Origin of the sequence: Gracilibacillus xinjiangensis (assembly GCF_042651765.1) — a bacterium.
In the GTDB taxonomy this organism is placed as follows: Bacteria; Bacillota; Bacilli; order Bacillales; family Amphibacillaceae; genus Gracilibacillus; species Gracilibacillus xinjiangensis.
The window spans coordinates 341815-365721 of the sequence record NZ_JBHSDT010000004.1 but is presented as its reverse complement, the minus strand read 5'-3'; the positions used below and the strand labels follow the sequence as shown (position 1 = coordinate 365721).

The window sequence follows — 23907 nt, the reverse complement described above, 5'->3', positions numbered from 1 at the left end:
GGTTTATTGAATTATATTACTGTTTTCCCCTAAAATATTTAGCCTGCTTTTTTTCCATTCTTTAAATTTGTCTAGATCATTAGATATCTGCTTAAGCGTAAAGCCAATCACTGCGGCATCATCAAGGAATCCCAATCCCAAGAGAAAGTCTGGCACTAAATCAATCGGTGTTACAAAATAGATAACTGTTGCAATAATCATAATGATAGAGCCTTTAGGTATTTCAACATAGTCTCCTTTGATCCATGCTCGAAATACTTCAAATAGTAATTGCAGTCTATCCCACACCTCTTCCAGCCTGCCACTTTTGTTATTTGCTTTTTCTGTTGCTTCTTTTAAGAGTGCTTCCGATTTTGTTTTATTCTCTAAGTATTCTTTTGCTTTTGTTACATATTTTTTGTATCCTTGTTCATAATTTTTATCTGTTACCAATCAAGCACCTCCCCATCCACCCTTTGAAAAAATTAGGTCTTTCTGTTTAATTTAACATAATAGGACAGAAATTGCATTTGTATTGCTTAGCGCTTTCCTACCATTTTGTGTCTATTAATGTCGAAGCTATAGATTAAATGGTAGCGTCATGGTATTTTATTAGTTGTATTGATTTCTGCATCTTGTTAATTTCCAAGTGAATATCTATCAATATAGTACATTATTATTACAATTTGCAGACAGATATATAAAGTACATAGAGAACATGTTTTATTTACTTAAGGAGGGACATATGATGGAAGGATCCATTCAACAAAAAGAAAGTAAGAAAAAGAACAATAAAATAATTCCTATTGTTGTTGCAGTCGCAGTCATACTAATAGCTGGAATTATTACAGTTACAGCCTTACAGAATACTTCAGGGAAAGAAGATTATTTCCTTGCCGAAAAAAATACTGTAGAGCAATTAGAATCAGCATTTAAAGAAAGATATGAAGATGAGCTCTTATGGTTAGAACATAGTGAGGAAAATGCGATCGAATCTACGTTGGAAATTACCGGTCAGGTGAATGCACCTGAATTAGCTAGTATGGGCTATGATCAAATTATCAACAATGCGAATATTACCATTGAGTCCGCAATAGATAAAAAGGAAAAGGTTTCTTCTGCTAATATTTCTGCAGGTTTTAGTGGTATTGAGTTAAGTGGAATCGAAGGGTATATTAATGGGAATGAATTATATGTTGGGTTGCCATTTTTAAATGATATTATTCAATTAAATGGCGAGGATTTAGGAAGAATTCTGCACGAAATCGACCCTTCATCCTTTACCGGAGAAGAAAAGATAGACTTTACTGATTTCTTTACTAACAGTTCCCTTGTAACAGAGGATGTCGAATACCTCAAAGAAGAGTATGTAGATTACTTGTATAAAGAAATTCCAGAAGATGCATTTGAATCAGAGAGTGAAAAAGTTTCTATTAACAGCAATGATGTTACTACAGAAAAAATCACTTTCCATTTATCTGAAGAAGAATTAAGAACTATTCTTCAAAACTTATTTAACAAAATGGCAGAAGATGAGAGATTAAGAGAAATTATTATTGATCAAGCAACATACATGAACTTTGCCAGTGTGGAATTAGCGGAAACTGAATTGGCAACATTTGAAGAAGACTTTGTTTCTGAATTAGAATTAGCTGCAGATAGAATCCAAGATGTCGCTTTCCCGGATGGATTCACCTCCGTCATTTGGGTAAATGATGGTATCATTGTTAAAAGAGATTTATCTTTAACAGCTGAAAATGTAGATAACACGACTACAGGCGGTATAAGAATTGAAGGAACAAATGCAGTCACAGATAATGAACAACAAATCGATTATACTGTCACCGTTACAGAAGATGACACAGAAGAATCCATAAATTTCTCAGCAGATCTTTCTCACCAGGATGGTGAAACAAATGATATTATTACACTTTCTATGGATGATGTAAATATTGTGATTGAAGCTAATCAAAGCGGATTAGAAGATGGCGGCAAAAGTTTCGAGCGAATGCTGTCATTTGAAGAGGCTGGAGCGAATAACATAGCCCTTCATTGGCTAGGCGAAACTAATTATGAGGAAGACCAAATGACAGCCGACCATACATTCTTTGTTGAAGATGGCATGACAATCAATCAAGATACTATTTCCATTTTCGTTAAAGAAACTGGTTCGACAATTGATAAAGTCGAGGTTCCTAGCCCTGATCAAGTAAAGAACTTAAGTGAAATGAGCGGTGATGAGATTATCGAATACTTCGAAACAGATGTGATGAGTCAGTTGGAAGGTTGGATGATGAACTTGATGGGCCCTGGAATCTAATAAATTTTGTAAATGAAGTTGGTGCTATACATGCAGTCGATTAAACATATCGCCCTGTTTACAAAAAATAACTTTATTCAGCTCGGGAGGAAGTGGATTTCACTTCCTCTTCTTTTGCTGTTGCCAATTATTTTAATTGGTCTTATTGCATTTATGATTGTGTCATTTATTGATATTGGTGATTCAGATACAATTGAAGTTGGTTTAGTTGACTTTGATCAATCTGAGGAAACGGAAATTATTGTAGAGTTATTAGAAGAATCCTCACAGCTTGGTAACATGATTACAATGAAAAGAATGAATGAAATTGAAGCCAATTCGAGAATTGAAAATGATAAGTTAAGTGCCTACATTGTTTTCCCAGCTAATTTTATACATAAATTAATGGAGGGTGAACGCTCTCAATTATCAATTATCGGTAACCCGAAGCGTCCGCTAGAGAGTCAATTAATTAATGAATTAGTCGAAACAATTACAAGACATATTCGCGGTTCTCAAGCGAACATACTGACTATCAACCATTATGCCAAACAATTAGAGATGGATAGTAAAGAGAGAAGTGACTTCTTATTTAAACAATTCACAGAATATTTTTTCTACGTATTAGGTAGTGACCAAGTACTAACAGAGGATAAACTTACAAATAACGCTACAGCTTCCCCGATTGTGTATTTCAGTTTAGCCGGCTGGTTTGCAATTGTGACAGTATGGTTATTCGTACTCTACATTATGTTATATCGTGACAGCAGTAAAAACGTAAAGCAGAGAATGAGGCTTTATGGTGTGACTAATTTTCAACAAGCTATAGCCTCCGGGATTGTGACACTAGTCGTAACAGCAATATTAGCGGTAATTTCCTTTATTGGAATGAAACATTTTATTCCATCGTTAGAAGTTGCCACAGAAAACTATTTACGTATGGGTTTGTTAATGTTAGGTCATAGCATTATCTTTATCCAATGTTTAACTCTGTTGAGCTGGTTCATTCGTTCCCAGAAGTTAACCCTCCTGATTCAGACAGGATTTACGGCAATAACTATTCTCTTTAGTGGTGCCATTATTCCCAGAATATATTTCCCTGTCTATACGGAAAAATATTCTGAATATATTTTTTCCCATCATGCATTTTATTGGATGGAACAAATTGCTTTAAATGGACGCTTTCATGCTGAATTGCAACCATTAATTGTTACAATAATTGGTGGATTTATTTTGTTGGTTGGTGCTTCGTTTTGGAAGGAGCGTGTTCGATGATGGGTGACGTTTTTTTTACACGTTTCCTGTTAATGAAGAGGAAGAAAATCAGTTTAGTTATATGGTTATTAGCTCCACTGCTCATTACCATCGGCTTCGTTGCAACAGCTGATACCGTGCAAGATGATTTTACGGTTCCTGTAGGACTTGTATTAGAAGAAGAAACTACCTCTGCTGTTGAATTATATGAAGCAGTAAATAGTTCTTCCTTTGTCACTGTCTCACTATTGTCTGAACAAAATGCCATTCGACAAGTCGAGCAACATGAGTTAGACAGTGTATTTATTGTAAAAGAAGGATACGAAAAAGCAATCCAATCAGGAAATAGAAGAAATTTGCTCGAAAGCTATTATTCTGACAGATCCTTTGCCTATAATCCTGTTAAAGAAATGATTGTCTCGATTATCCAGCAAGAGACAGGCAGATTAAAAGCAGCCAGTACGGTAATGGCACTTGAAAAAGAATTGCGCGGGTCGCAAAGTTGGAGCGAGAACGAAATTATCGCAAAGTCAAAACAAGTTCAGGCAGAGGAAGATCTATTAAATAATGAATTCCGTTATGCGGGTGGTAAGGCAACTGGCAACAAGGTTGCAATCGAATGGAATCCATGGTTGATATGGGCGTTTCCTGCAATGCTTTTTACCATTTTCTTATTTGATTGGGTTATTAAAGAGCAAAATGCCAGTGTTGCTGTCCGATTTCCTTTTACCAGGGTGAAATATCCAATCTATATGCTTTTGAATATAAGCTTTTATATTATTTTATTATTAATAATGGATCTTTTTACAGCAGGTGTCTTTTATTGGCTCTATCAAGAGAATGTTCGTTTCATCGCATTGCTCTCTTACCGTATCATGATTGGTTTATTTGCGTTTTTAATCGTTACAATTATAAAAAAAGTGTATGTCAGTTATATTCTAGCGATTGTTCTAACCATAACGATGATTGTTTTAAGTGGAGCATTATTACCATCAGGAGGCTTCGAACTCACATATGGCTGGATCAACCTGCTTAACCCATTATCGCGCTTCTTATCAGGTGAATGGACAATCGAGTGGCTTGGCATATGCCTTGCTGGTATGGTTATCTGGTATGTTCGGGAGGAGAAAAAGTATGCTTAATATTGAGTCCATAAGTAAAAGTTTTCAGCGTAAGAGAATACTCGATCATTTATCTTTCCAAGTTGAAGCTGGTGAAATTGTCGGCTTAGTCGGCGAAAACGGAGCAGGTAAATCTACTTTGTTAAATATTCTTGCAACAACAATGAAGCCATCATCCGGAGACATTTATTTTAATGAGTGGAACTATCGCAAAGATAGAAAAACAATTCGTAAGCATATTGGGTTCGTCCCACAGGATATTGCTATCTGGGAGCAGCTTACTGTTGAAGAGAATATGGTTTTTTTCGAGAAATTAGCTTGGAAAAAGAAGTCGAAGCAACAATTGAAACAAATTTGTTTGGATATGAGGTTGGATCGATGGCATGATCCTGTCAAAAATTTATCAGGCGGAATGAAACGAAAGTTGAACCTTGCTATCAGCCTGATTCATGATCCAACTGTCCTGTTATTAGATGAACCCACTGTCGGAATTGACCTAAAATCCCGTAAAGAAATTGGAGCATATTTAAGAAAACAAGCTACAGAGAATGGAAAGATTATCATCTATACATCGCATGACATGGATGAGATAAAAGAATTATGTGATCGAGTAATTACAATTGGGGAAGATCGATTTTATACAGAACTATTAAAAGAGGCTGGCAAGAAGGTATTATCCTTCTAAGCACAGCTTTTCCATTGCCATTATCTGCCTGCGAGAACGTCGGTAAATTTAATTGCACTGGTTAATCAATGGTTATTACAGCAAATTAATGGTCTTGGTAATTTAGTGTTTCTGCGGATTCCTTTGTGATCAAAATAGGAAGGAGTTTCTTCTCAGTTTCATCCACTTTTTATTTAGTCTTTTTAAAAATGGATCTAAAAAAAAAAGACTGTGTAGAGAGTAACTCCACACAGTCTTTATGAGATTGTTTATTAGTTCGGTACCTTTACATTAATAGTAGATGTAGCAAATGCCTCATTTTCACCTTCACGTGTTACAACCGCAACGATTGTACCTTCAGCTCCAGCTGATAAAGCAGAAGCTACAACAGAACCAGCTTTAACACCTAGTGAAGTAATATCTGATGCAATACCAGAGTACTCAGCAGTTAATTGTCCTAAAGTAATATCATCAGAACTATAACCAGCAACACCATCAACATCCACAAAGATAGCTCCCGAAGCATCTAATTCAGGTGTAAATTCAGAAGAAGAAAGAGTAATTCCGCTAGCTTTTAATACTGCTTCATTTACAGCACTAGTAGATGTAATATCTTCAACTTCCTCGAAATCTACACTTGTAATTACAGGAGTTGAGTCAGTAACAGTGATAGTTGCAGTAGCTCTAGTTACTGTACCTTCCTTGATAACCACTTTTGCAGTACCTTCTTTTTGGGCTTGTACAATAATACCGCCAGTTAACGCCCCATTATCGTCAGTGGCAAGGTCAACAGTCGCAACTGAAGTATCGGATGATTCTACAGAGTAAGTTGTATCAAGAGCAGTTTCAGCACCAATCAGGTATCCATCTGCATTGTAATTATTCCAGACTAGAGTAACAGCATCATCATCAGAACCCTTAACTACATCAAGTGTTAAATCAGATGATGGAGAAACTGTTTCAATTTTTCTAGAAGCAACAACAGAGTCATCAGAAACAGACATTGTTACACTCTTCAACGTAGTTGTACCACTATTCAAATCAATAGCAGTGCTCCCGTTAGCAATAGCTTTAAGAGTAGCAGTCGCTTTTCCATCAATGAATGTCAATGATGAAGCAGTACCATCAGCGATAGCCGCATCACGTGTTACTACATCAAGCTCTCCTTCAAATTCATCACCATATTGGTCAACCACTTCAAATTCAACATCTTGTGTTTTAGCTGCAAGCAATTTCACTGAAGAAGTTGTAGCTGTAGCCGTAGTTGCTTGACGAGCACCAGAAACAACTGTTAATGGAACTTCTACAGAAGCATCATCAGCAGAAGCTGTAATAGTTACAGAGCCTGCCTTGATAGGTGTAACAGCACCAGTAGTCGCGTTGACTGTAGCAACAGCAGGGTTAGAAGATTTATAAGTAACGCTTGGATTGTTTTCAGTTGCACCGCTTAACGTAGTAGCTTTTTCAGCCACAACATCAACAGTACCGTCTTGAATGGTTACTTTACCACTCTCAACAGTGACATCACCTTGAGTTACTGATACTTCGTTGACTTCTGTAAGGTATGTGTCAAAATCTAAAACTTCAACTTGAGTTAGTTCTGACTCAACAGTTTCCTCACCATTTGAAACTACAACTTTATAAGCGAAATCTGCACCAAGCTGAGCTTTATTAAGCTCACCTGTAGCTGCATCTAAAAATACAGCATCATTAGTTGCTTGGAATTCTACTTTATAGCCAGCATTCACTAGGTAATCTAAGCTTACTGACTCTCCTCCATTTACAGTAAATTCCAGGAATTGTCCATCAGTGTCATTGTCTACACGGCTTGTAGTCGCCTCTAAAGAAGTAAGTTCAAAGTTATAAGTGAAATTAAATTCTGTTTCTGTGCCTTCCACATCTACAAAAGTAATTTTTTGTTCTTCACCAGATGCGAAAGAAGTTTCAAACTTCACCAATACTTTTCCGGTCGTTTCATTATATTCAACACTTTCAACCACATTGCCATCAATTGTGATATCTTCAGCAACAAGATTCTTAAGACCAGCACCTGTTAGTTCTACAGTGTTAGCATCAATCACATTTACACTTTCCACAATGATATTCTCGTTTGGTTTCTCTAAAGTTGTACCAATTTTCCAGTCTGTGTCTGTTAATAGTTTAGCAAAGTCCGCACGTTTCACTGGTTTATCTGGTGAGAATGTTGTTAAAGTTGTACCAGCGATTAGTTCGTTAGCATAAAGTGTTTTTACATATTTCTCATACCATGCACCTTCCTTAAGATCGGTGAATGGAACTTCTGCATTTTCATCTAATTCTATTCCATAAGCATCTACAACAAGTTTCGCAAATTGCGCACGAGTTAGTGTAGCACTTGGCGCAAATTCAGTTTCACTTACCCCATCGATAAGGTTTGCTGAGTAAAGAGCATTGATATAACCTGTATACCAAGCACCTTCTTTCACATCTGCAAAGTTAGCAGATGTTGCATTCTCCGTATCTAAACCAATAATACTAGCAATCATTTTTGCTGCTTCTGCACGTGTTACATTTCCACTCAAGTCAAATGACCCATCTGGTTTTCCATGAATAATTCCTGCTTCTGCCAATGCAGTTACATAGTCATAATAGAAATTATCTGCTTGCACATCGGTAAAATTTGATGCTGCAAAACCAGTAGTAGGTGCAACGGCAGATACTACTACAGCTGTTGCCATTGTTGAAGTGAAAAACTTTTTACTTTTCATTGATGTTTGGCCCATATCTTGGTACCCCCTTGATGTTTTTTGTGAAATTGTGTACATACCGACTAGAAATACTAGTAATCTAGCATTACCTGCTTTGTACGATTAAGAAAGATATAAAATAAGTTCCCCTTATGTAATGCTTAATATAAAGGCTAGCAGAACAGCATTGTTCTCAACCATTAGGAACTCTTTCTTAATCTTATTTACATTATAGCAGTTATATGGAAGGAAAAAAAGTGTTTAGCAAACTTTCATTTTATTACCTGTATTAAGAAAGTATCCCCGCTTTTATAGTAAAATTCTATTAGATGGATAGTTTTCCATTCCCCGAACTACAAAAAAAATGAGCACCTTATAGAATAAGGCGCTCTCGATTTCCCTGAAGATACTTTATTTCAACAATCGCTCTATCATTGCAGCTGCTTCTGCTCGCGTCACATCTTTACCTGGCTGAATTTCATCTTCTTTCACACCATAAACAAGTCCAGCTTCTATTGCCCCCGCAACTTCTTGCTTTGCCCATTCAGAAATATTACCAGCATCAATAAAATTAGCAAGAATTGATTCTTGATCAACTTCAATTTCTGTACCTTTTACATATTCATAAGCACGAGTAATCACTGCGATAATTTCCTGGCGTGACATTTCCTCATTCGGACGGAATGTATTATCATTGTAACCTACTAACAGATTAGCTTTCACTACATTTTCCACGCTATCTTTATACCATGTATCTTCTACATCTTTAAAGTTTGAAGTGTTATTTGCGTTTGAATCACTATCTAAATTAAGGGCACGGTCTATTAATCCGGCCACTTCTGCACGGGTAATGCTTTTTTCCGGTCCAAATTTAGATGCTGAATAACCGAATACAATCCCTTTTGTTGCTAATGATTCAATTGCTGCTTCTGCCCAATGACCTTGAATGTCATTAAATGTTCTCACAGCGATCGTTTCTTCCTCACCATTAAATTCATAAACAGCAACTGTTCCTGAAATTTCATGTGTTGCTGCTAATAATGCATTACCTGTTGGGCTATCCTCAGCCGTAATAAACTGAAGTCCTTCTGGAGAAACATCACCCTTTACATCTTCACTGAAATCTCGACTTGAAATAAGGGAAACAAACTCAGGTGACATTGGGTTCGATAAATCATATATCATAATACCACTGAAACGTTCAAGTGCAACAAAGGCATACGTTGTACCATCAATTTGACCAGTGATTATTGTTTCCGGTTCAGGGCCCTTACTGTCACTGCGGCCATCATATTTTAATTCATCATTATTTGTATTAAAATGTTCAGGCATCGCTTCTAATATAATTTCTTCGAAATCACTTCCACTATCGTACACAAGTTCCATCGTTTCTGCATCAAAAATAGAGAAACTGCGTCCACCATAAGAATACAATGCTTCATAGATACCTTCTTCATTTTTACCTTGCTCTAAAGTAATGTCAGTACCTTTTAAATTCTCTAATAAACCATTCTCTACAGCAGCGTCCAATTCATCTTGGGTGTATCCTTCATAGTAATCTGCATTTAAATTGATCTGATCGGCGATATCCTCCACACTGCCTTCTTCAGAGTATGCTTCATAGTCACGTGCATCTCCCTCATTCGGTGTTAAAATATATGTTTTACCTTTATATTCAATCGTATCAATGGCATCCGGCATATAAAAACCAAGTAATGGCTGTTTTTCAATAACAGCTTCTCCATTGTCTATTGCGTCAAGTTCATTTCCCGGAACAGAATGGTCTTTGACACCAAGACCCTTCACATCAATAATCTCTTCCTTTACTAAGTCTACTGTCGCAATCGCATTATTTTCCTGCAGACTAACATATGCAGTAGTGCTGTCATCTGAAACCGTAATATACTCAGGCTCAAGTTGTTGTAAAATTGTTCCTTTTGAATCTACACGTACTTGGTCATCTAGGTGTGACTCAGAAAAATTCAATGTGTTGACACTTAAACCAGAATGAATGATGGAAATGGATCCCTCTGGGTCAACAGAGTAGTCATCACTTGGCTCACCCTCATTGGCCAAAATTGCTTTGTTCCCATCTGGTGTAAATGTCACCATATCCGGTAATGCACCAACTTGAACGTGAGTTATGTACTCCCCGCTTTTATCTGTAAATATAACATACCCAGGATCTGTTTTCGGATCACTTACTGCTGTAATTGCTACAACATTCATTGTTGGATTGACAGCAATGCTTGTTATATCATCAATTCCTTCAATTCCAAAGGATGAAAGCAGGACCCGCTTCGATGATGGCACGCTTACAAATTCACCAGACTTCAAATTATCAAATTGCAGAATATCAAAGCCTTTTACTGCTCCATTTGTTACAAAAGCAGTCCTGCTAGACGCGTCATAGGCCATAATTTCCGTTCCACCTTCACCCAGACCGCTGATATACTGCCCAATTTGGGAAACTCTTAACTCTTCTTCCCCATTGTATTGAAATAATGGCGGCTTTTCTGCCCATACACTAAACGGAACAGCGGCTGTGAAAATTACAGAAGCAGCTGCTAGTCCTGTGATGAACTTCTTTTTAAAATTCATGATATAATTGCCTCCTTCATTTATATTACTTGGTCAATTATACCGATGGATATTAAATTTTCTGATAATTTTATGTTAAGTTATTGTTAACTTAGAATGAATCTTTTAAAGTTTCGGTTTTACAGAAAATGAATAGAGTTCTCTCATTACCCGAGATACAGGCAATCCTACCACATTATAATAATCACCTGTAATCCGCTTTACAAACATCGCCCCAATACTTTGAATACCGTATGCACCAGCTTTATCATAAGGTTCTTCACTAGATACATAGGAATCGATTTCTTCATTTAACAGCGGCCAAAATTCCACTTCTGTTTTTTCAACAAAAATCTCTTCTGCTTTTTCGCTTCGTATCATCACACCGGTATAAACATGGTGCACCTCTCCACTTAAGGCTGTAATCACTTCTTTTGCTTCCTGTTTACTTTTCGGTTTCTCAAAGATCTTATTTTGAAATGCAACTACTGTATCAGCGGACAAAATAACTTCATTCTCCTTTTCTATTGAAACATGCCTCCCTTTTAACATGGCTAATTGTTCCACTTTTTCATATGGATCATTTGTAATAATTTGTGATTCATCTAGATTGGGAACTCTAAGTGTAAATGGAATTCTTACCTGCCTAAGAAGTTCTTGTCTCCTCGGTGAGGACGATGCTAGAATTAATTGGTTTTCCATTGGTTGCCTTCCCCCTTCATAATAGTAAATATGGACTGATCTTATTGTGATTGGAACTATTTTTTTTAGGATATCACAATGAAAATCCCCGCTGTTCTCTTTTACTTCTTATCATTTCCTGTTATAACTAAATCATAACCTTTACCCTGGGAGGCAGGCTACTGTTTTCATCAAATGAAATTCAACAGGAGCAAATGAGGAAGGAAGTGACTGCAATCGACCTTATACTTTTCGTTACATTTCTTCTCATCACAGGTTGCCTTTTTATTGGCACATCGAAGCATGAGAAAATATGGCTAGGCGGAGTTGGAGCCTCTCTTCTTATTATCTTTCTTATTGTTGGACAAATAATCAAGTGGCAAACAGGTTTTTTTGTTGAACGAACGGAGGATAATTCGGCAGCCGTCGGAAATTGGGTTGTATCCTTTTATATTATTTTAATGATCTACCTCCTAGTATTGCTTAATTATCGGATGATTAAAATGGCAATATCTAAAAGGTCTCCAGTGAAATGGAGCTTGATTGTTTTGGACATTTTGTTAAGTATCATCATTATTTTACTAGGTTATTTTGGATTGTTTTTCGTTGCATTTATGTATTTTCCTTTTGCCCCATAGGACTTTATGGAAGATAAAAAAGCTACCTTGCACTAAGAAAGGTAGCTTTTTTCATTCTTCAATTATTTTTTCTCTAAAGGTTTCTTCCAGAAACCGATCATTAACGCAGAAACTATTGCACCAATTAAAATTGCAATAATATACATAAACCAGCTTCCTTCAACTGTTGGAATGACGAATATTCCGCCATGTGGTGCCGGTAATCCTATATTAAATAATAAGGCTAATCCACCAGCAACAGCAGATCCTACAGTTAGTGATGGAATGACTCTGCCTGGGTCAGATGCAGCGAATGGAATCGCACCTTCTGTAATAAAGAAAGCTCCAAGTGCATAGTTTGTTTTCCCTGCATCCCGTTCTTCTCTCGTAAATTTATTACGGAATATGGTTGTTGCTAACGCCAAAGCTAATGGCGGAACCATTCCACCTGCCATTACCGCAGCATGTGGACCAAAGTTGCCGGCTTCAATCATTGCAATACCAAACGTAAATGCTGTTTTATTAATTGGACCACCCATATCGATCGCCATCATACCACCTAAGATAAGTCCTAACAATAAGGCATTTGCTCCAGTGAAACCGCCTAGCCAATTTTCCAAACCATTCATAACTGCTGCAATTGGCTCAATAATTACGTAATACATTAACAAACCTGTTACAAACACACTAATTACAGGGTAAAATAAAATCGTCTTAATACCATCAAAAGCTTTCGGCAAGCCTGATAATAACTTTCTCACAAGTACAACAACATAACCGCCTAAGAATCCGGCAATTAACCCGCCAAGAAAACCTGCACCACCTATTGATGCCATAAAACCGCCGATCATCGCTGGAGCAAAACCTGGACGATCTGCAATACTCATCCCGATGAAACCTGCAAGAACAGCAACCATTAAACCGAATGCATAGTCACCGCCGATGGCTTTTAATGCTGCGGCAAACTCATTATATGTTGCATGATCTGGTTCTGCAGAATGAATGCCAAAAAAGAATGAGATAGCAATTAATACCCCACCACCAACAACGAATGGCAGCATGTTGGAAACACCGTTCATTAAGTGCTTATAAAAACCGGAACGGCTTCCGCCAGAACTGACGCTTGCGCCACTGCCGTCTCCTTCATAAACAGGTGCATCACCTTTCATTGCTGTTTCAATTAATTCTTTCGGTTTACGGATACCGTCTGTTACACCTCTTCTAATTACTTTTTTACCAGCAAATCGTTCCATTTCTACTTTTGTATCTGCTGTAATAATAATTGCTTTTGCACTTTCAATTTCTTCATCTGTTAAACGGTTCTTTACACCATCAGAGCCATTTGTTTCTACTTTAATAGAAACTCCCAGCTCTTTTGCTGTATCTTTCAGTGAATCTGCTGCCATATAAGTATGGGCAATCCCTGTAGGACAGCCGGTAACAGCTAACACTTCCGGACCAGATGTTTGCGCACTTGTTTGTGCACTTGCCTCTGCCTCTTCTTTGCCAAGCTTTTCCTTCTCTTTTTCATCTATAATCGTTAGTATTTCAGTTTCAGAACCTGCGTCCATTAGCTGCTGACGAAAATCTTCATCAATTAACAATGTAGATAATCTTGATAATGTTTGTAAATGATCATTATTTGCCCCTTCACTTGCTGCAATCATAAAAAATAAGTGGGCAGGCTGTGCATCTAATGATTCATAATCAACACCCTGTTTCGAACGTCCAAATGCAATGGAAGGAGTCTTTACAGCTTTTGTTTTGGCGTGCGGAATAGCAACTCCCTCTCCAATCCCTGTACTGCTCTGATTCTCTCTGTTCCAAATCGCCTCCGCAAACGCTTCCTTATCGTGCAACCGTCCTGCTTCATCTAATTTGTTTGCCATTTCTTTTATAACATCATCTTTAGAAGCTGCATCCAGCTCTAAAATCATAATATCTTGCTTTAATAATTCTGTTATATTCATAGCCCCTCATCCTTTCTTTAAGATGTTTAGCTCTGAGACCTACTCAGAGCTTTTTATAATTTTTTTACGTGTATATCATTTAATAAACTTTCTGCTTCTTCCTTTGTACATAGCGTTTTTGAAAAAGCTGTCGCACTTCCTGAAGCTACTGCAAACTTTGCTGCATCTTCCGCATTGCTCGTTTCTTGCAATTTATAGATAAAACCAGCAACAGAAGAATCTCCGGCCCCCACTGAGTGAATAGCCTTTCCTTTCGGTGCATTCAACTTATACACACCAGTTGCGCCGACGTAGATTGCTCCTTCTTTTGCTAACGAAACAAGCACATGGTCAATATTATTTTCTTCATGTAATCGCTTCGCAAGTCTAATAATGTCATCATCCGATTTTACCTCTTCAGAAAAAAGCTCTGCCAATTCAAAATTGTTTGGTTTGATGAATGTTGGACCAGCTTGGATTGCTTCCCCCAAAGCTTTACCACTTGTATCTAATATTGTGGAGACGCCTCTTTTGTTTAGCATCGTCACTAAGGATTTGTATGTGTCTTGCGGAAGTGAAGTTGGTAAGCTTCCTGCTAACACAACGACATCACCATGCGATAAACCTTGTAACTTCTCCAAAAGATGGTTGTACGCTTTCTCTGAAATTTCTGGTGACGTTCCATTGACCTCAGATTCTTCATCACCTGATTTTAATTTCACATTGATTCTAGTATCTTCTTCTAGTGATACAAAATCATGTGCAATATTGACTTCAGATAAGTAGTCTGTAATAAATTTACCAGTAAAGCCGCCAATAAAGCCTAATGCTGTGGATGTTGCTCCAAGACGGTTAAGTACGCGTGAAACATTGATTCCTTTACCACCAGCTTCTTTATAGTCGAATTTACTTCGATTGATTGTACCTTGTTCAAAATTATCTAACTGTATGACATAATCTACTGCCGGGTTTAATGTAACAGTATAAATCATAGTGAGATCACCTCCAATGTAGTAAGTTTGGCGATTTTTTCTTGTTGATCAGCTGAAACTCCCTCTGTTGTAATAATCGTTGCTTGTTCTATATTTGCTACATTAGCAAAAGAGACTTCACCAAATTTCGCAGGATCTGCTAATACATAGCAGCTTTGTGATTGCCTTAACGCTGTTTGCTTCACCTCAGCCTCCTCAGGATCAGGCGTAGTGAAGCCCTGGGAGGCATGTATCCCATTAATCCCTAAAAAACACTTATCGAAACGGTATTCTCTAATAGCTTCAACTGCTTTTGTACCAATTAAAGCTGCTGTACCTTTTTTTGCTTTACCTGCAATCACATATGTCTCAATACCGTATTCAATTAATAATTGAACATGTGGTATACCATTTGTTACAACAACTATTGACTTTCCGGCTAAATGCGGAATCATTTGCAATGTAGAAGTTCCTGCATCTAAATAAATCGAGTCCCCGTCTTCGACGTATAAAGCAGCTCTTTTGGCAATCAACTCTTTTTCATGTTGATGTTGTGTCGTTTTCTCAAGTAATGTCGGCTCTTCTCTTTTCTTCTTTAAAAGGGAAGCACCTCCATGTACTCTTTTGATCAGTTGCTTGTTTTCCAATTCGGTCAAATCTCTGCGAATGGTCGATTCAGAGGCACCTGTTACATCACAAATCTGATGTACTGTGACAATTTCTTTTTCTTTTAATAATGTTAATATTACTTCCTGCCGTTCAATTGTTAACATCACCATATACCTCGACTTCTTTTAATCGCTTTCAATGATTATACAGTCATTTACGATCAAAGTCAATCATTTATAGTCAATATTAATCAATACCCGGTCATTTTCAACCAATTCCTTTCATATATTATTTTTACTTGATCTGCTATCATAGTAATAACTGCATGGAAAGAAGGGTTATTGTTGAAACAGGTTTACATTTTCTTTACATTCGTTTTTTTACTGCACATCATTAACATATTATCTCCAAGTGACCGCTTACAATATGTATTAGGATTATTGGCTTTGCTTATGCTTGTTTTGAGCTTTCGGTATGCATCCAATTTATTTAAAGTTCTTGGCTTCGGTTTTTCGGTAGTTGGATTTATATTTTTCTTTACAGCGGATTTACGTATTGCTGAAGTTATTCCAATGCTTGCTAACAACTTATCCTTATTGACACTTCTTGCTGTTTTGCCATGGATGAACAGTGTGGTAACTGCTGGAAGGTTCGATATATTAATGCAGAACTTATTACGTGGAAATGTGAAAGATCTCGGATCCCTTTATCAAAGAAGCACAACAGCAATGATGTCGCTTACTGCATTCTTAAATGTGTCATCAGCAACAATAGCACAACAAGTCCTTGTCGATAATTTGAAGCCTGTACAAAGGAAGGTTGCTAACAGGTTCATTATGATGACAACATTGCGCGGCTATTCATTAGCATTACTATGGAGTCCCTTAGAAGTACTTTTAGCAATGTCTATCTTTATTACGGGAGTTAATTATGGTGAATTATTGCCATGGATGGTTGTTATCACTATTTTTATGTACTTAGTTGACAGCATTTGGGGAAAATATTATTTTGGCAAAGTGGAATATCCAGCGGAGCATAAAGTTGAACTAAAAAGTGAAAACAACCGTAATCGATCAAAAATCATTCAATTAATCACTGCTCTCATCTCCTTCCTGGCAATCGTGATTCTGTTAGGTAATCTTTTGGACATGGAATTCATTTTTATTGTCACTATTTCAGTATTTCCATTTGCAGCATTATGGGCATTTTTAATTAAAAGATGGAAAAGCTTTTGGGTGATTGGGTGGAACCGGTGGAGATCAAGTGTAAATAATATGCATAATTTTATTGTTTTATTTGTTACCCTTGCGTTTTTTACAGGGAACTTGAATGAATCACCTGCATTATTAATGTTACAAGATCCGATTCTTTTCGTTGCAGATTATCCTGTTTTACTATTAATCATGATTCAATTATTGTTTATGGTTATGAGTATGTTTGGTGTCCATCCAGTAGCCACAATGGGGATCCTTGGCGGGATAAGCTCTATGTTAGTGGATATATTAAGTCCGCTTAGTTTGGCAATTATTTTAGTTACTGCAGGTGTCTCTACAGTGCCTATAGGAACATATGGACTTGTCGTAACCATTATTTCCATGAATTTAAAACAAAGCCCATATTTGATCACCTATTATAATTTAATTTATTCTATTGTGTTTGGAACTGTTGGTATATTAGTTGCCTACTGGATGATTTGAAAAAGCAGGGGAATAAAATTCCTCTGCTTAATATAGGTTTCACATTGTATCTAACACATATCTAATCCATATATTTATCAACAAAGTTCCAAATTGTTGTCCAATATAAATCCGGATTAACTTGAACACTTTCTCCATGCCCTGCCTTCGGGATAATTAATTTCTCTTTTTCCACGTTCGCCGCATTGTACACCTTATCTATCATTTCGAACGGGACAAATCTATCCCCTTCACCGTGAATAAAAAGGATTGGTACTTTACTTTGTTTTACTTTTTCTTCCGCTGAAGCTTTATTTAAATCAAATCCTGCTTTTAGCTTGGTGATTGTGTTGGCAGCATTTATAACAGGAAACTTAGGAAGCTTGAACAAGTCTGCTAACTGATATTCAAAAATCTCATCAACAGAGGAATACCCGCAATCTTCTACAATTACCTTTACATTTGCAGGCAAGTTTTCTCCGGAGACCATCATTACAGCAGCTCCTCCCATAGAAATCCCGTATAAGGCTATATTAGCATTAGGATTCTTTTTTATTATTTCATCAATCCATAACATAAGATCCATGCGATCATGCCAGCCCATCCCAATATAATCCCCTTCACTTTCTCCATGGCCACGGAGATCCGGAACAAGCACATTAAATCCTTTTTCATAAAAACCGCGAGCCCATCTCACCATATCTGCTGCTTTCGACCCGTAACCATGAACCACTATCGCCCATTTCTGATTCTGCTCATTCTGGAGATACAGATTAGCGTGTAACTTTAATTTCAGCTTATCATCGGAAGTAATGGAGAGACTTGATGTTGGTACATGCTCTCTAAACCTGTTATCCGATTCCTTTTCTGCTTTGGCCACATCTTCCAATACTGCCTCACTTCTTGCCAAATGGGGATTATCATGAACAAATGCCTTTTCCTTACGGGCATTTAATGCGAAGTTATAAAAATAATTACCTACCCAAAAGTAAGCTCCCGCTATTCCTCCAACTATCACAATCAATAATCTGATTAATTTCATTTCTAACTAAGTCCTCCTAAATCTCTTCTTTTACAAAAAATAGTATCATAAAACCTATTCCTAGCATTACTATTATTAACATAAAAATTGTAAATTGTTATGTAAATGGCAGGACAGCTTACAATTTAAATGAAGAATGGATATTATACTATCTTCTGTTTTATCTAATGATATCGCTCTCTGATTCCTATACTGCCTTTCTAAGAGTTTAGTCGATCTAAGTAATCGGATTCAATACAAAGTGAATGTACGAGAGAATGTACCTATGGAAATCTTTTAACCAAAAAGAAAAACTAGTGAAGAAAAAGGCGTTCTCTCTTCACTAGTTTCCCCAATTTATTCAACTAAACTTTCTAATGCATCATCAATCATTTGGCTATTCGCTATAGGTCCAGTGTATAACCAGCTGGAGCTTTGATCATATTCATACACATTGCCATTTTGTACAGCAGGTATGTTTTGCCAAATAGGATCTTCTAACATTGTTGCACCGTCACCTTGACTATTAACAAGGAAAATATGTTCAGCTTCCAGTTCTGCCAGTTTCTCAAGTGAAATCTCGGACCAGTTAGAAGATGAAGCAGTAGAGATTTCTTCAACAACACTTGGTGCTGTTAAGCCTAAATCATTATATAGCAGATCTCCACTAGACAAGTTTTCACTTACAATATAGAAAGTATCTGCAAATAACCAAAGTGCCGCAACAGACTCATCACCAATCGCTGACTGAATTTGCTCTTTCGCATCTTCTGCTTTCACTTCATAATCTGCTAATACTTGTTCCGCTTGATCTTCCATTGCAAAAATTTCACCAATTGTTTTTAATTCTGTACGCCAGTCCGTGTTCTCTTCTGTACCCATAACGTATGTTGGTGCAATTTTCTTATATTGTTCGTATTTATTATCTTCTACCATTGTCGCTGAATCCATAATAATTAAATCCGGCTCAAATTCCATTACCGCTTCATATGGTAATTCACTCGGAATTGTAGGTACACCTTCTAAAGAATCTTGCAAATAATCCTGTATGTCTGCACCATCTCTTACAGACCATTGAGCAACAGGTTTAATACCTAATGCTACAAGGTAGTCTTCTAAATAGGATGCAATCACCCGCATAGGTTCTGCTGGAATTGTCACTTCATTTCCCAACGCATCTGTTAATGTTCTTGTTTCTGTATCGACTTCATTTTCTGAATTGACTTCTCCTTCAGGTGCATCATTAGATTCAGTATCCTGATTATCCCCACATGCTGCCAGAATTAATAATAATAGCGCAGAGAAGATGATTGATTTATTCATAAATGGTTTCATTACCTAAAATCCTCCTTATATTCTTTAAGAGAATAATCTCAAGAAAAATGATAACAATTTTCATTATCAATTACAAGCACTTTTAACTTCATAACTTGTCATGCTATCAATTTTTCTGTAAATATTCTATACTTATGTGATAATAGTTCTCATCACTCAAAGGAGTATAGAAAATGTCTTTACATACTACTCGACAAAAAAATTCATATAGATCCAGGCCCTTAGTTGCTAGTATGATACTAGTTATTGGAGCTATTGTGCTGATTTTATCGATTGTATCATCTATATTGTATGGGGCAGCAGATATTGACATACTAACAATATGGCATAGTCTGTCACAATTCGACCCAACGCAATCCTCACACCAAATTATTCGAAATCTCCGTATTCCACGCGGGTTGGCTGCAGCATTGATTGGAGCTGCACTTGCAGTTTCAGGTGCCATTATGCAAGGAATGACTAGGAATGCTTTAGCCTCTCCTTCTATCATGGGAGTAACAGCTGGTGCAGGTTTCACCATGGCCGTTGCAATGGCAATCAATCCTCAGCCATCATCAGTGATGATGATGGTATGGGCTTTTGCGGGGGCTGGATTGGGAGCAGGTATTGTATTTGGTGTCGGCTCTATTTCCAAGAGCGGTCTAACCCCTGTTAAACTGGCATTAGCAGGTACTGCCGTAACCTCTATGTTAAGCGCATTATCTTCTGGTATTGCGATACATTTTAATATAGCGAAAGACTTAAGTTTCTGGTATGCAGGCGGGATGGCCAGTGTACAATGGATACATGTTCAGTTACTTGCACCTGTAACAATTACAGGGTTTATAATTTCCCTCTTTCTTGGAAAATCAATTACTGTTTTAAACTTAGGTGATGATGTTGCCAAAGGCCTTGGTCAACAAACAATAGTAGTGAAAGTTATCTCCATAATTGTTGTACTGCTACTAACAGGTTCAGCAGTTTCGGTTGCTGGAACAATAGGGTTTATCGGACTTGTTATCCCACATATCACACGCTTTCTTGTTGGTATGAGCTATCGTTGGATTATACCGGCTGCAGCCATTCTCGGTGCACTATTATTAGTTCTGGCAGATACAATATCGCGAATGATCAACCCACCATTTGAGACACCTGTCGGGACAGTCACAGCATTAGTAGGCGTTCCATTCTTTCTCTATTTAGCTAGAAAAGAAGGGAGAGGATTATAATGATGTCCCATACGAAAAAAGTGCGGTTTGTTACACTAGGCTTATCACTAGCCATTATCGCTACACTTCTTATCAGCTTGAATATGGGGACAATGCGAATTGCCCCCATTGATGTGTTTCAAACATTGATTGGTAATGGCACTGGGCAAAATCAGTTAATCTTATTTGATTTTCGTTTACCTCGAATGGTTATTGCCATATTGATCGGTGCAGGAATGGCGATATCTGGAGCTATTTTACAAAGTGTGACACATAACGAACTAGCAGACCCAGGTATATTAGGCATTAATAGCGGGGCAGGCTTTGCGGTTGTATTCTTTCTATATTTGACCCAGAATAATCCCGTATCAACTGTTTTTATTTTACCTTTAACTGCACTGATTGGGGCAGTTCTTGCTGCAGTTCTGATCTATAGTATTTCCTGGAAAAATGGAGTAACCCCAATTCGATTGATATTAGTAGGAATTGGGATTAATGCAGCATTTTCTGCTCTAATCATTGTTTTTCAATTACGAATGGATCCAGATAATTTCACCCAAGCAACGATCTGGCTTTCTGGGAATATCTCTGGAACGGACTGGAGTTATACATTAGCATTATTTCCATGGATACTGATTCTGGTCCCGTTTGCTATTTACAAAGCGAGTACACTTGATACACTGAACCTTGGCGATGAAACAGCACAAGGGATAGGAACTGCTGTTGAAAAGGAAAGAATTATATTGCTGTTAGTGGCAGTTGCCCTTGCCGGTGCCAGTGTATCTGTGGGCGGAGCAATCGCCTTTCTGGGTCTTGTCACACCACATTTAGCCCGGAAATTAGTTGGTGTCCGCCACCGTCATTCTTTAGTTACTGCAGCATTATTAGGTGCTCTTCTATTACTCGCAGCAGATACAATTGGACGAACTATTCTTGCACCTTCCGAAATTCCTGTAGGCTTAGTTGTTTCATTAATAGGCGGCAGTTATTTTATATATTTATTGATGAAATCTTAATAATTATTTGTTATTTTTAGAGGAGAGAAAATAAAATTTTAGGAGATGATGAAATATGTACCGCAAAGTATCGGATTTTATTTCTGACTGGGATAATAGTGTTCAAGGAACAATCAACGTATTAGAATCACTTACGGATGATAAGTTAGACCAGGCAATTGTGGAAGATCACAGTACACTTGGCTGGTTAGGCTGGCATTTAGCTACAGCTCCAGGCTTTTTTGCTGGATTGGTTGGTTTGGATGTAAAAGGAGAGGATCCTAATCATATGCCTAACACTGCTTCAACCATTGTTCAAGCATATAAAAAGGTTGCAAAAGATATTCATGTACAAGCAGAAAAGCTGTCTGATGAGCAATTATTGGAGGAAGTCGATAGTTTTGGTGCCAAGATACCGAGAGGTGCCGTGTTACGAACAATAATCGATCACCAAACACACCACCGCGGTCAAATGACTGTGCTATTACGTCAAGCAGGACTGCCTGTTCCTGGAATTATGGGACCAACAAAAGAAGAAAGCCAACAATAACAAAACGAGCACTAAAGCCAACTGGCTAAGTGCTCGTTCTTATTTATGCCTGATATTCTCTGATTGCTTCAGTCGTTAATTCAATTCCGCCTCTAGATGTTTGATAAACAGTGACTTTAACAGCTGCCGCTTCAATCGCCCACATGATATCATCAGCGATTTGTGCGGCTAATGATTCACAAAAAGCTCCATGATCACGATAGGACCATAAATAGAACTTTAATGATTTAGATTCAATACACTTGTGTCGAGGAGTATAAGAAATTTCCACTTTCCCAAAATCAGGCTGACCTGTTTTTGGACAAACTGCTGTAAATTCCAAGGCACGAAAGGTAATGTTTTGTACATTCGGTGCATCAAAGGCTTCTTGTTTTAATACATTTCTTCCTTCTTCCACACTTTCAGGCCGCGGCATTGGGCCAGACCTTGGTAAATAATAATTTTCTGACATTGCTATTCCCCCTAGTTTTGATGAGCAGGATGGTTTCGAACTGCTTCACTATTATCTAAAATGCTTGTGCATATACAATCTTTAGTAATTTTATGCCTAAGATAGTATAACAAAACTTAATGAAAATGCAAATGTGCAATTCTAGTAAGTATCTCTATTGATCGTAATTCACCGCTGCTAGAGAGAATTCATTTTAAAAAACGATTGAAAAGCACACCGTCTGGATAGTATAGTAAATATCATAAAAAAGAAGAGGAGATCTCAAATGGGCAGAAATACTAGAAATTTTGAAGCGACAACCATGGAAGCAAAGATTATAAAGGCTGGCTGCTTGAAGATTGAATAAAGCATTATTTATTATATTAATTGTCATCACAACAAGTCTAATGGGATCTTCCTTTGCAATCGGGAAAATCGGCTTAAACTATATATCTCCACTCATGCTTGTAGGAATTCGATTCACACTGGCTGGTCTTTTGATGGGAATTATGGTTCAGCTGTTTAAGCGAAATCACCCAAGCAATATACGAGAATGGGCTCGAATTATGTTGATTGGTTTATTTCAAACTACCGGAGTGATGGGGTTAATTTTTATCAGCATGAGAACAATAACGGCTGGTGAAACATCTATCTTAACATTCACCAATCCATTGCTTGTCGTTATTTTCGGCACATTATTTTTAGGAAAGAGATATCACTGGACGCAATGGTTAGGTGTTGCCATTGGGTTTGCAGGTGTATTTATCACGTTAGGTGCTAATTTGGATGTTCAGCAAATTGGGACAATCCTAGGTTTTTTAAGTGCAGTTTCCTGGGCGATCGCAACATTATTAATGAACAGATGGGGCGCCGCACTTGATGTATGGGTAGTAACCGCCTATCAAATGTTAACTGGCGGCCTTTTGTTATTATTATCAAGTGCCTTCTTTGAAGAAGTAAAAATCACTATTACAGCAAGCTCCATCTTAATTGTATTGTGGTTAGCCATTATGGCATCGATTGTACAATTTGCCATCTGGTTCTTTCTATTACAGAAAGAGAATCCCGGAAAGGTAAGTTCTTTTTTATTTCTAGCACCACTATTTGGTGTCCTATTTGGATGGCTGCTGTTGGATGAAAAATTATATATCTCCACATTTATCGGCGGATCGATTATATTAGTTGGCATATACCTTGTAAACAGACCAAAAAGTGTATCATAACTAAAACAAAATCAGGAAGTATACTTCTGCAACTTCCTGA

At 37.4% G+C, this 23907-nt stretch carries 20 protein-coding genes; 10 read left to right on the top strand and 10 right to left on the bottom strand.

Features of this window, described 5'->3' with window-relative positions; genetic code table 11:
• Positions 1 to 3: 3 nt before the first annotated feature.
• Complete coding sequence (locus tag ACFOY7_RS06030) at positions 4 to 432, bottom strand: YkvA family protein (RefSeq protein WP_390250391.1); 429 nt, start codon at positions 430 to 432, stop codon at positions 4 to 6.
• A 295-nt stretch (positions 433 to 727) separates the two neighbouring features.
• Here ACFOY7_RS06030 and ACFOY7_RS06025 point away from each other — a divergent pair, with 295 nt between their 5' ends.
• The 4 genes from ACFOY7_RS06025 to ACFOY7_RS06010 are packed head-to-tail and all read left to right on the top strand — an operon-like array spanning position 728 to position 5338.
• On the top strand, positions 728 to 2299 hold the full coding sequence (locus tag ACFOY7_RS06025; protein WP_390250389.1) for a hypothetical protein: 1572 nt from the start codon (positions 728 to 730) through the stop codon (positions 2297 to 2299).
• A 12-nt stretch (positions 2300 to 2311) separates the two neighbouring features.
• Complete coding sequence (locus ACFOY7_RS06020; protein ID WP_390250387.1) at positions 2312 to 3553, top strand: ABC transporter permease; 1242 nt, start codon at positions 2312 to 2314, stop codon at positions 3551 to 3553.
• Positions 3550 to 4674 carry an ABC transporter permease gene (locus tag ACFOY7_RS06015; RefSeq protein ID WP_390250385.1) on the top strand — a complete coding sequence of 375 codons (1125 nt, stop codon included), beginning with the start codon at positions 3550 to 3552 and terminating at the stop codon, positions 4672 to 4674. The genes ACFOY7_RS06020 and ACFOY7_RS06015 overlap by 4 nt, the downstream gene beginning before the upstream one ends.
• Entirely contained in the window at positions 4667 to 5338 is a 672-nt protein-coding gene (locus ACFOY7_RS06010) for an ABC transporter ATP-binding protein (RefSeq protein WP_390250383.1), read from the top strand. The genes ACFOY7_RS06015 and ACFOY7_RS06010 overlap by 8 nt, the downstream gene beginning before the upstream one ends.
• 251 nt (positions 5339 to 5589) lie before the next feature.
• On the opposite strand, the gene ACFOY7_RS06005 is transcribed toward ACFOY7_RS06010, so the two are convergent.
• From ACFOY7_RS06005 to ACFOY7_RS05995, 3 genes are all read right to left on the bottom strand, one after another.
• A complete protein-coding gene (locus ACFOY7_RS06005) occupies positions 5590 to 8079 on the bottom strand; it encodes an S-layer homology domain-containing protein (RefSeq protein WP_390250381.1) in 2490 nt (829 codons plus the stop codon).
• A gap of 375 nt (positions 8080 to 8454) precedes the next feature.
• Positions 8455 to 10644, bottom strand: a complete 2190-nt coding sequence (locus ACFOY7_RS06000; RefSeq protein WP_390250379.1) for a choice-of-anchor I family protein — start codon at positions 10642 to 10644, stop codon at positions 8455 to 8457.
• Positions 10645 to 10749: 105 nt separating this feature from the next.
• Positions 10750 to 11325: a Maf family protein gene (locus ACFOY7_RS05995; RefSeq protein WP_390250377.1), complete on the bottom strand. Its 576-nt coding sequence runs from the start codon at positions 11323 to 11325 to the stop codon at positions 10750 to 10752.
• A 194-nt stretch (positions 11326 to 11519) separates the two neighbouring features.
• Between ACFOY7_RS05995 and ACFOY7_RS05990 the strand changes: the two genes are divergently transcribed.
• Positions 11520 to 11942, top strand: coding sequence for a hypothetical protein (locus ACFOY7_RS05990; RefSeq protein WP_390250375.1), 423 nt, complete (start codon positions 11520 to 11522; stop codon positions 11940 to 11942).
• Positions 11943 to 12004: 62 nt separating this feature from the next.
• On the opposite strand, the gene ACFOY7_RS05985 is transcribed toward ACFOY7_RS05990, so the two are convergent.
• From ACFOY7_RS05985 to ACFOY7_RS05975, 3 genes are read right to left on the bottom strand one after another with little or no spacing between them, the layout of a single operon-like run.
• Positions 12005 to 13891: a PTS fructose transporter subunit IIABC gene (locus tag ACFOY7_RS05985; protein WP_390250373.1), complete on the bottom strand. Its 1887-nt coding sequence runs from the start codon at positions 13889 to 13891 to the stop codon at positions 12005 to 12007.
• Positions 13892 to 13944: 53 nt separating this feature from the next.
• Complete coding sequence (gene pfkB / locus ACFOY7_RS05980; protein WP_390250371.1) at positions 13945 to 14862, bottom strand: 1-phosphofructokinase; 918 nt, start codon at positions 14860 to 14862, stop codon at positions 13945 to 13947.
• A complete protein-coding gene (locus ACFOY7_RS05975) occupies positions 14859 to 15614 on the bottom strand; it encodes a DeoR/GlpR family DNA-binding transcription regulator (RefSeq protein ID WP_390250369.1) in 756 nt (251 codons plus the stop codon). The genes pfkB and ACFOY7_RS05975 overlap by 4 nt, the downstream gene beginning before the upstream one ends.
• 180 nt (positions 15615 to 15794) lie before the next feature.
• Here ACFOY7_RS05975 and ACFOY7_RS05970 point away from each other — a divergent pair, with 180 nt between their 5' ends.
• Complete coding sequence (locus tag ACFOY7_RS05970) at positions 15795 to 17147, top strand: hypothetical protein (RefSeq protein WP_390250367.1); 1353 nt, start codon at positions 15795 to 15797, stop codon at positions 17145 to 17147.
• A gap of 61 nt (positions 17148 to 17208) precedes the next feature.
• Here ACFOY7_RS05970 and ACFOY7_RS05965 read toward each other — a convergent pair whose 3' ends face one another.
• Together ACFOY7_RS05965 and ACFOY7_RS05960 are read right to left on the bottom strand one after the other, a co-directional pair.
• Positions 17209 to 18168 carry an alpha/beta hydrolase gene (locus ACFOY7_RS05965; RefSeq protein WP_390250365.1) on the bottom strand — a complete coding sequence of 320 codons (960 nt, stop codon included), beginning with the start codon at positions 18166 to 18168 and terminating at the stop codon, positions 17209 to 17211.
• Between the two features lie 336 nt (positions 18169 to 18504).
• Entirely contained in the window at positions 18505 to 19482 is a 978-nt protein-coding gene (locus tag ACFOY7_RS05960; protein ID WP_390250363.1) for an iron-hydroxamate ABC transporter substrate-binding protein, read from the bottom strand.
• Positions 19483 to 19655: 173 nt separating this feature from the next.
• Between ACFOY7_RS05960 and ACFOY7_RS05955 the strand changes: the two genes are divergently transcribed.
• From ACFOY7_RS05955 to ACFOY7_RS05945, 3 genes are read left to right on the top strand one after another with little or no spacing between them, the layout of a single operon-like run.
• Positions 19656 to 20690, top strand: coding sequence for a FecCD family ABC transporter permease (locus ACFOY7_RS05955; RefSeq protein WP_390250361.1), 1035 nt, complete (start codon positions 19656 to 19658; stop codon positions 20688 to 20690).
• A gap of 2 nt (positions 20691 to 20692) precedes the next feature.
• Entirely contained in the window at positions 20693 to 21685 is a 993-nt protein-coding gene (locus tag ACFOY7_RS05950) for a FecCD family ABC transporter permease (RefSeq protein ID WP_390252049.1), read from the top strand.
• Between the two features lie 55 nt (positions 21686 to 21740).
• Entirely contained in the window at positions 21741 to 22214 is a 474-nt protein-coding gene (locus tag ACFOY7_RS05945) for a DinB family protein (RefSeq protein WP_390250359.1), read from the top strand.
• A gap of 43 nt (positions 22215 to 22257) precedes the next feature.
• On the opposite strand, the gene queF is transcribed toward ACFOY7_RS05945, so the two are convergent.
• Complete coding sequence (queF, locus tag ACFOY7_RS05940) at positions 22258 to 22665, bottom strand: preQ(1) synthase (protein WP_390250357.1); 408 nt, start codon at positions 22663 to 22665, stop codon at positions 22258 to 22260.
• A gap of 338 nt (positions 22666 to 23003) precedes the next feature.
• Here queF and ACFOY7_RS05935 point away from each other — a divergent pair, with 338 nt between their 5' ends.
• On the top strand, positions 23004 to 23867 hold the full coding sequence (locus ACFOY7_RS05935; protein ID WP_390250355.1) for a DMT family transporter: 864 nt from the start codon (positions 23004 to 23006) through the stop codon (positions 23865 to 23867).
• Positions 23868 to 23907: the final 40 nt, after the last annotated feature.